Source organism: Pseudomonas sp. P5_A2_2 (genome assembly GCF_054177685.1).
Map to the genome: position 1 here is coordinate 1 of NZ_JBGCUL010000114.1, position 9,262 is coordinate 9,262.

The 9,262-nt window shown below is 60.2% G+C and carries 7 protein-coding genes; all 7 read right to left on the reverse strand.

Going from position 1 to position 9,262, the window contains the following annotated elements:
* Positions 1–311: 311 nt before the first annotated feature.
* Positions 312–1,763 (reverse strand): mannose-1-phosphate guanylyltransferase/mannose-6-phosphate isomerase, encoded by a 1,452-nt coding sequence (locus ACXRVY_RS10475; protein ID WP_223459818.1) that lies wholly within the window; start codon positions 1,761–1,763, stop codon positions 312–314.
* 225 nt (positions 1,764–1,988) lie between these two features.
* On the reverse strand, positions 1,989–2,645 hold the full coding sequence (locus ACXRVY_RS10480) for an alginate O-acetyltransferase AlgF (protein WP_223459819.1): 657 nt from the start codon (positions 2,643–2,645) through the stop codon (positions 1,989–1,991).
* Positions 2,646–2,659: 14 nt separating this feature from the next.
* A complete protein-coding gene (locus ACXRVY_RS10485) occupies positions 2,660–3,835 on the reverse strand; it encodes an alginate O-acetyltransferase (RefSeq protein ID WP_223459820.1) in 1,176 nt (391 codons plus the stop codon).
* 11 nt (positions 3,836–3,846) lie between these two features.
* On the reverse strand, positions 3,847–5,412 hold the full coding sequence (locus ACXRVY_RS10490) for an MBOAT family O-acyltransferase (protein WP_223459822.1): 1,566 nt from the start codon (positions 5,410–5,412) through the stop codon (positions 3,847–3,849).
* Positions 5,413–5,626: 214 nt separating this feature from the next.
* Positions 5,627–6,751, reverse strand: coding sequence for a mannuronate-specific alginate lyase (locus ACXRVY_RS10495; RefSeq protein ID WP_458237355.1), 1,125 nt, complete (start codon positions 6,749–6,751; stop codon positions 5,627–5,629).
* A gap of 8 nt (positions 6,752–6,759) precedes the next feature.
* Positions 6,760–8,220, reverse strand: coding sequence for an alginate O-acetyltransferase (locus tag ACXRVY_RS10500; RefSeq protein ID WP_223459827.1), 1,461 nt, complete (start codon positions 8,218–8,220; stop codon positions 6,760–6,762).
* Positions 8,221–8,230: 10 nt separating this feature from the next.
* Positions 8,231–9,262: mannuronan 5-epimerase AlgG (gene algG / locus ACXRVY_RS10505; protein ID WP_458237356.1), on the reverse strand; the 1,032-nt coding region annotated here is incomplete at its 5' end.

The following is a 9,262-nucleotide window of genomic DNA, read 5'->3' on the forward strand; positions in this document are numbered from 1 at the left end:
AGTAACACTCAGTTAAACAAGAAGCCCTCGTCCAGCCTGCTGCGTCCCTATCCGCAGCAGGCTGGGCGGGGGCTTTTTTTGCACTGGGTTTTGTATTGCCTTGCCTGACCTCATCGCGAGCAAGCTCGCTCCCACAGGGTTTTGTGGTTGATCACAGAATTTGTGTTCGCCTCAGTCCACTGTGGGAGCGAGCTTGCTCGCGATGAGGTCAGGCAAGGCAATACAAAACCCAGTGCAAAAAAAGCCCCCGCCCAGCCTGCTGCGGATAGGGACGCAGCAGGCTGGACGAGGGCTTCTTGTTTTACTGAGTGTTACTGCGCGATGGTTTTCACCGCCACGCCACGCTCAACCGGCGTCGAGCGCCCGTAGATATCTTCAAACCGCTCGATATCGTCCTCGCCCAGGTAGCTGCCGGATTGAACCTCGATGATCTCCAACGGGATCTTGCCCGGGTTGCGCAAACGGTGAACCGAAGCAATCGGAATATAGGTCGACTGGTTCTCGGTCAGCAGGAACACGTTCTCGTCACAGGTCACTTCGGCGGTGCCGCTGACCACGATCCAGTGTTCGGCGCGGTGGTGGTGCATCTGCAGCGACAGGCAAGCGCCCGGTTTGACCGAGATGTGCTTGACCTGGAAGCGCCCGCCCATGTCCACCGAGTCATAGGAGCCCCACGGACGGTAGACCTCGCAGTGGTTCTGGGTTTCGCTGCGGCCCTGTTCGTTGAGGGTGTTGACCATCTGCTTCACGCCTTGGACCTTGTCCTTGTGGGCGATCATCATGGCGTCCTTGGTTTCGACCACGACGATGTTTTCCAGGCCGATCACCGACACCAGTTTGCCGTTGCCGTGGATCATGCAGTTTTTGCTGTCCTGGATCACCACGTCGCCTTTGGTGACGTTGCCGTTGGCGTCTTTTTTATTGACTTCCCACAGCGACGACCAGCAACCGACATCGCTCCAGCCAGCGGTCAATGGCACGACGCAGGCGCGTTGGGTTTTTTCCATCACCGAGTAGTCGATGGAGTTGTCCGGGCAGCAGGCGAAGGTGGCTTCGTCGAAGGTGATGGTGTCGGCATCCTGCTGGCTGCGTTCCAGGGTCAGCAGGCAGGTGTCGTAGATGTCCGGATCGTGCTTCTTCAACTCTTCGAGGAAGCGGCTGGCGCGGAACAGGAACATGCCGCTGTTCCAGAAGTAACCGCCGGACTGGACGAACTCGGTGGCGCGCTTCACGTCAGGTTTTTCGACGAAGTGCGAGACGCGGCTGACACCTTCAGGCAGCAGCGAGTCGTTGGTCGACTTGATGTAGCCATAACCGGTTTCCGGCTTGGTGGCCGGCACGCCGAACAGCACCATTTCACCGTTTTCGGCGGCGACGGTGGCCAGGGCCAGTGCACGCTGCAGGGCTTTCTGGTCTTCCAGCACGTGGTCGGCCGGCAGCACCAGCATCAGCTCGTCGCGACCTTCGCTGACCAGCATCATCGCGGTCAGGGCCACGGCTGGCGCGGTGTTGCGCCCGAACGGCTCCATCAGGATGCGCTGGGTTTCGAGTTTGCGCGCGGCCAACTGCTCGTTGACGATGAAACGGTGGTCCTTGTTGCAGACCACGATTGGCGTGTCCATGCCTTCGAACACCAGGCGTTCCAGGGTTTGCTGGAACAGGGTGTGTTCGCCGGTCAGGGCCAGGAACTGCTTGGGGAATTGTTTGCGGGAAAGCGGCCAAAGACGTGAGCCGCTACCACCTGACAAGATCACCGGAATCATGTTGTTACTCCTTGAATATCGATTGGTTAGAGCTACTGCGTTCTGTCGTTTCACTCTTGTTTTTGTCTCGTGTCCGGGCTGGCGCGGCGGTCCTCTGTAGGAGCGAGCCTGCTCGCGATGGACGTCAACGAAAACGCGTTCTGTCTGGCTAAACGCGTTGCCCTGACGTTTTTCGCGAGCAGGCTCGCTCCTACAGGGGGGACATGTGCCAGTCCGGATAATTTGTTAGCGCGTCGACACCGGGCGTTTCACCCAGACCGGCGACAGGCTGCTGCCGCTGCCGGTGACGTACAGCACCGCAGCTTCACCGCGTTCCAGGGCGACCGGTTTCACGTCACCGACTTTGGTGGTGCCGTCGTACAAGGCCAGGCTGACCTTCACCGGGTTGATTTCACGCTCGCCGCGACCCTTGGGCGCAACGTTCGGGACCACGTCGGTCTTGCCATCGGCGGTCTTCAGGGTCAGCGCCTTGTCGCTGAGGTTTTGCACGCGTACCAGGGACTTCTGCTTGTTCTTGAACGGCGGCTCCTCGATCAGTTGCGGTGCGCCGCTGGCGTTGTTGACCAGGGTGTAATAGTGGTCGCCGGCCAGTTTCACCGGCAGGCTCTGGCTACCGACCTTGGCGCTGTAGTCGCCGCCCGGCATGAAGCTGAAGTCACTGCTCGATAGCGGCGCGACGTCGCTCAGGCTGGTGCTGCCGACGGTGGCGCTGACTTCGGCGTTGCTGGCGTTGTAGATGCGCACGAAGGTCGAGCCTTTCGGCGCGGTCGGGCCGTACAGGGCGGCGTCGCCACCGGCGAAAGCCTGTACCGACAGCACGCTGAGGCCGGCAACCAGGGCAAAGCTTTTAGCGAGACGACGAGGAGTTGTAGTGAAAGTCATGGTGTACCTCTCTTTCAGTTTTGCGCCCGGTCGGGCGTCTCGGATTTGTTGATGTTGGCTACGTTTTGTTGGCGGGCGCCGGCTTGTTTAAGCTCTGCGACCCACTGCGGGTCGGCGTCGCCGATTTCGTTGTTCACGGGCAGATATCGTTCAGGGAACTCCCAGATCAGCACCTGTGGCGGGCTGTTCTTGAAGGCATCGCTTTTCAGGTAGCTGAGCATCGGCAGAATCGGGCCGTGGCCGTCTTCGGCGTAATTGACCACGTCGCTGTTCAGCGCTTGCTTGAGTGCACCGACGAAGTTCCAGTTGGGATTGGCGCTGTAGCTGGTGCCGATCAGAGCCACCGGCACTTCGTTGTTGGCGAACAGCGCGTCGTCGCCGGCGGGCTGATCTTCAGCTGCGACCGTATTGCGCTTCTGCAAGGGTTCTGCCTTGGGCATCAGGTTTTCGAATAGCGGGTCCAGTGGCAGGAACAGGCGCAGGTCGCCCTTGTGGGTGATGGTCTCCGCAGGTTCTGTGACGAAGCGCTGCGGCTCGCCGCTCAGCGGGTACTTGTCGGCAATGGTCTTGGCCAGACGGATGGCGGCGATCTCGGCGCCTTGCGGGGTCCAGTGGGTGTCGGTGCGCAGGAACACTTGCTGGCCATCCTGTTTGGCCTGTTGCAGCGGGCCGAGCAGGTCAGGGGCCGGAATCCGGTCGGCGGCCAGGCGCTGGTGGAAGTCCTTGTAGAGGTTGGCGTGGATGCTCGCCGGTTTCACCTCACCGAGGTGTTCCGGGTACAGGCGCACCTTGGCCGGCACCACCGCCATCACCAGTTGCACGCCTTTCTCTTTCAGGGTCTGGCGCACGCCTTCGACCAGCGCGTAGTTGCCTTGCAGGTTCAACTCTTCGTTGACCACCGGGTGGAATTCTTCATCGCTGTACAACCACTGGTCGCGACCGAGCACCACGCCCGGACGACCTTCGTTGAACAGTTTGAAATCCAGCGCGGCCCAGAGATTGGTGCCCAGGCGCTTGATCGGGAACTCATCGTCGTAGTGGGTTTCCACGGCCTTGGTCCAGCGACCGTTGAGCACCGTCGCATCGGCGTTGGTGCTGAAGCCGAAGAAGCTGCGCACCGACCACAGACCCAGCACCAGCAGGGTCACCAGGAACAGCGCGATGTAGAAAATGCGTAATGAGCGGGTCATGGTCAGATCCCTCAGAACTGGAAGTAAAGGAACGGCGAGAAGCTTTGCGCCGAGAGTTTGAGAATCGAGGCGATGAACAGCAGCAGCACCAGCGCACGCATCACGTAGCGCGACCAGTCAGCGGTCCGGTAGGCCGGTTGCACCTGGGCTTCGACGCCGACGGTGTAGCCAGGCTGGTGGATGTTCGCCGGGTTATCCCCAGGCACGGCCTTGATCGTTCCCGGTGTCGCAGCGGCCGGGCCGTCGGCGTCGACGTTCACTGCAGGCTTGGTCTTGGCCGGTGGCTGATTGGTGTAGAAGTCGCGCAGGCCGAAGAACGCCAGGGTCACGTAAGCCACGATCAGGGTTGCCACTTGCAGGCCGGTGAGGCTGGCCTGGTTGAGTTCCGACAGCGACCAGTCGCCGAAGCTGAACATCGCGCCGTACATGCGCCCGGCGACGTGCAGGTTTTCCGCGCGGAAGATCACCCAGCCCATCACCACCAGCAGGAAGGTCATCACCCAGCGGATCGGGTTGAAGCTGCGTGGCGAGGTGTTCAGGCCGATGGCTTTTTCAATCGCCAGCCACATGCCGTGCCACGCACCCCAGACGATGTAGGTGATGTTCGCGCCGTGCCACAGACCGCCGAGCAGCATGGTCAGGAACAGGTTGCGATAGGTCATCAGCGTGCCTTTGCGGTTACCGCCGAGGGTGATGTACAGGTAGTCACGCAGCCAGGTCGACAGGCTGATGTGCCAGCGCCGCCAGAACTCGGTGATCGACTGGCTGACGTAAGGCTGCTTGAAGTTTTCCATGAAGCGAAAACCCATCATCAGGCCCAGGCCGATGGCCATGTCGCTGTAACCGGAGAAGTCGAAATACAGCTGCGCGGTGTACGCCAGTGCGCCGAGCCAGGCATCGCCCGTGGTCGGGTTTTGCAGGGCGAAGCAGTGGTCGGCCACCACCGCCAGAGTATCGGCGATGAAGACTTTCTTGATGAAACCCTGCATGAACCGCGTGCAGCCCTCGGAGAACTTGTCGAGGGTGTGGGTGCGGTTATTGAACTGGTCGGCCAGGTCGCGGAAACGCAACACGGGGCCGGCGATCAAGTGCGGGAAAATCGCCACGAATGCCGCGAAGTCGATCAGGTTGCGGGTCGCCGGGGTATCACCACGGTAGACGTCGATGATGTAGCTGATGGACTCGAAAATGTAGAACGAGATGCCGATCGGCAACAGCACGTGGGTCAGGATGAAGGGCGAAAGACCCACCGACGTCATCATCGCGTTGATGCTGTCGACGCCGAAGTTGGCGTACTTGAAGTAGCCGAGGATGCACAGGTCGACGGCCACGCCGAGCAGCAGCCAGCGCTGCGCCGGTTTGGTCCTGACCCCGGCGGCACCGACTTTCAGGCCGATCCAGTAGTTCCACAGCGTGACGCCGGCGAACAGCGCGAGGAAGTCCACGCGCCACCAGGCGTAGAACACGTAACTGGCAATCAGCAGCAGCAGATTGCGATAGCGTTGCCCGCTCAGGTAGTACAAGCCGAGGAAGATCGGCAAGAACAAAAACAGGAACACGTTGGATGAAAAAACCATCCCGGTCTCTCCTTGTTTGAACCAACAGTCAAGGGCCAACGGCCCCCCCAAACCCCCCATGGAAAAACTGGGGGGCTAACTCACAAATCTCAAACTCGACACTGAACCTGTAGGAGTGAGCCTGCTCGCGATAGCGGACTGACATTCAGCATTGGTGTTGCCTGACACTCAGTCATCGCGAGCAGGCTCACTCCTACAAAGGTTTGTGTTTGCCCTAGGAACCCTTGCTGCCCTTGTCATTGGCCGGGTCGTAGACCTTGGTCAGGTCACCGCCGAGGCGGAAGTTCTTGAACGGTTGCATCTTGTGCTTTTTGTCCAGCACGTCCGGCGTACAGGTGTAGAGCGAGCAGAACGGTTCGAGCCAGGCGAATTTCATGCCCTCTTTCAGGTCGGTCATGTCCTGGTCCTTGCCGTTCTTTTTCTCGAACTGCTCCGGGTCTTTAACCCCGGACAGCACCCGATCACCCAGGCGTTTCAGTGCGCCATTGTTTTCCTGGCGCAGATCCACACCGTTGACCTGGGCGAAACTGGCGATCATCGCCAGCGGCGGCAGGGCGTAGTTGTGGTAGGCCAGGGCCCGTTGCTGGCGCTTGAGTTCGTTGGGCAGGTAGCCGTCGGCGTCGATCTGATTGGCGCCGACCTTGTATTCCTTCACCGCCCAGTCGAACAGGTCGCGACGGTTGGTGGCGACGGAAGTGGCCATCACCGACCAGGCTGCCCAGTACGAGTGGTTGTTGGTCTGGTCGAGCGGCAGGTTGTCCCAGTCGCTGACCACCTGGTCGGCCATCTTGCTGAACCAGGCTTCGATCAACTGGGCTTCCTGTTGATGGGTGGCCAGGGGATGGGAGTCGGAAAACTTCAGGCGGATATACGCCGAAGCCATGCTGCCCAATGCCCATTTGCGCATCGACTTGCCGGTGTGATTGAAGTCCTTGGACATCAGCGCGTCGGCCTGGGCCCAGGCCGCCAGCCAGCTCAATGTGCATTCCAGTTGTTCCGGGCGACCGTCCCGCATGAACTGCATCACGCGCTTGCTGGTGCCGCGCTCGATCTTGGTGATGTCGGCGGTGCTCTCGCGAAAGGCTTTTTCCGACTGCACGTTCAGGGTCGCGCGGGCCTTGTCCGAACCTTCGTACTTGCTGCGAAATTGCAACGAGCCGGTGTACGGCGTCGGCATTGCATCGCAGCCTTCGCTCTTGTCGCCCGTCTTGAATTTATCCACAGGTGAAAAATAGCCCTGGGGTGGACGCAGTGGCGCAGCCGCTTGTGTGGCTCCGGCGAACATCRCCAGGCTCAAAAGCGTCGGTGCCAACAGTGTTGAAAATTTCGGATTGCGCATGGCAGACCTCATTGCCCGACCGAAGCAGTACGCTGCTCGGCGCCCGGGAACACGTTGCGTTTGCAAATTTTCGCTTCGACTTTCTGTGGCGCGGCACCGGCTTCGGGGCCCTGGACTTCAACGGCCAGCAGGTTCTGCGAGGCCCAGTCTTCGTCCGTGCGCAACTCGAAAGCGAAACGCCCGTCAGTCTCGGAGGTTTCCGGTTTGTCGATCTTGATGTCCTCGTGGCGACCGTTCATGTACCAGAGGGTGGCTTGCAGGGTTTTCACCGAGGTGTCGGCGAAGCGGATGTCGAGCTGGTGGCTACCGTTGCGCAAGTCCATGTTCTTGCTGTTGACCATCAACTCGTTTTTGCCCGGTTTGAGCGTGGCGCTGCCGGACATCTGCGCATCCTTGCCTTCGCAACCGTTGTCCAGCAGCGCCATCATCTGGCGGTAGATGGTTTCCTGGTCGAGGCGGTACAGCGGCGAGAATTCCCAGATGAGAATCTTCGGCGGGTTCTTCTGGAATTCGTCGCTGCCCAGGTACTGCAGCATCGAACCTTCCAGGCCACCGCCGGGGAACGCCACGTTGAGGATGTCGGCGCCGATGGCCTCTTCGAGGAAACCGGCGAAGTTGTAGTTCTTGCCACTGTGGGAGGTACCGACGAGGGTGATCTGCGGGTTGCCGGACTCGCCGAACAGATCGCCATCGCCCGCTTCGCCCTTCGGCTCGGTGGTGAACTGATCCATGTACTGGATCGCGTAGCTGGTGCCACAGAGTTGACCGGCCATGTTGTGCAATGTTCCGGTCTTGCCCATGCGACCCGACTTGTGGGTCTCGAATTCGCGCTTGGGAATGTCGGCGAATTCAGGCAATTGCCTGACCTTCTCAGCGACGATTTTCGCCGTGCGCTGAGCACCGTACGGCGTCCAGTGCTGGTCGCCGCGGAAGTAGAAATCGTGGGCGGGCAGGGTGTCGGGCAACGACTCGTTGGTCAGTGGCGACAAGTCCGGAACGACATAGCCCATCTGCGCGAAACGACCGAGCATGGACTTGTAGTTCTTCAGTGCCTTGTCGAAGTCGTAGCTGGCTTTCTCCGCCGGGTTGAGCTTGTTGCGGTTCACCAGGCCACGGGTCGGCTGGTACACGACAACCAGCTCCACACCTTTGCTCTTGAACGCATCGTGCAGTTGCTTCATGCGCTTGTAGCCGGCGGGCGTGGTGTCGAATTCGGTGCGCAGGTCTTCCTGGGTCCGGAACAACCAGTCGCCTTGGGCCTGCACCAGYGTGGTGAAGTTCTGCTGGTAACGGGTGGTGTAGTTCTTCGCGTCGTGGGCGGCCGGGCACAGGCTGCAGCACGGTTCGGCGCTGAATTTCGGTGGGCTTGCTTTAACGGCAGCTTCATCGGCACGCGCGCCACCGCTGGCCGCGAGAATGCCGGCGGTCAGGGCCGACAGGCTGAGTAATTTGATCAAGTGTGGGTGCATAAGATTATCCTCAGTCCCGCATTTCGGTCTGGCGTTCGACAGGGTCGATCAGCACGGCTTTCTGCTGGCGTACCAGCAGGTCGAGAATTTCATCCTGACGATCGCCAAGGATGCCGGTGAAGCTGATGCCGCTGGATTTGGTCGGTGCGAGCATCGACACGCGATACAGCTCGACACTCAGCGGCGAGTCGATGGAGAGCGGGCCACTGCCGTTGGCCGCCAGTTCACCGCCGACCACGATCAGCGACACCTGGGCGTCGAACGGGTCGAGCTTGATGTCACGGTCGGTGTTGCTCAGGTCCTTGATGTGGYCATAGACGCCGGTCAGGCCGTTGGCCATGGCGACGTTTTCGTACAGGCGAATGTTCACGCTGTTACGAATGCGGATGCCGTGGCGCTTGTTGCTCAACACGCGATTGCCCCACAGCAGGTTGTCGGCACTCTCGTAGAGGGTGATGCCGTCGGTGTGGTTCTGGTAGATCTCGTTGTGGGCGATCAGGTTGTTCACGCTGTTACGGTCGATCACCAGCCCCGAGAGGTGGTTGTCGTAGCTGCGGTTGTTGAAGATGAAGCTGTCGTTGACCTCACGGGAAATAATGATCCCGTGCTTCTTCTTCGTACCAAACACCGTGTTGTCGGCGATGATCAGGCCGTGGGAGCGGTCGTGCGGGTCGATGCCATAGACGATGTTGTCTTTGTAGGTGTTGCCCTTGACCACGAAGTCGCGGGTTTCGTAGCAGTAGAAGCCGTACCACATGTCCGAGAATTCGGAGCCGACGATCCAGCCGGTCGGCTCAKGACGCTTGAGCACCTTGGCCATGTTCGGCGTGTACTGGGAAATACTCACGCCGTAGGACTTACTGTTGGCGTAGCCGAAACTGGCGATCTTGCTGTTGGCGATGTAGGTCTCGGTGCCGCCCCAGGCCAGCAGGAACGGACGGAATTCCTTGGGCGAAGTGAACGTCGCCGGGCCGTTGTCCTTCTCGCGCCAGCCAGTGATTTTGGTATCGCGAACGAACAGCTGGCCGTCGTTGACCAGGAA